Annotated in this window: 1 pseudogene; it reads right to left on the bottom strand. The window is 73.7% G+C overall.

What is annotated here, in order from left to right:
• Positions 1-304: pseudogene (locus AC5WS8_RS39470) on the bottom strand (IS1380 family transposase); the annotation flags it as partial.

Below are 304 nucleotides of genomic sequence, written 5' to 3'. Positions count from 1 at the left end.
CCAGGCCGGGAAGTTCTCGTCCGCCGGCCCGAGCAGCAGGTATGCCCTCGCCGGTCTCGGCGGCCTGCATCCAGGCGACTTCCCGGGCTGAGGCGCGGGCCGCTCGCAGCGCAGCGAGTGCGGCCTCGTCGGTGTCGGCGAGCAATCGCCAAGCGGTGGGCGTGGAGGCGACCGGGCCGAACACCCCTGCCTGGTCCCGCAGCACAGCCAGATCCGCGATCGCCTCACCACCGTCGGCGAGCATCACCGCCAGGTCGGTGGCGATCCGGCCCGGATCATGCCCGGTCCCACGCGGCCGAAGCGA

It is taken from the genome of Streptomyces sp. PTL18 (assembly GCF_059510295.1).
This window is presented reverse-complemented; position numbering and strand designations above follow the sequence as displayed.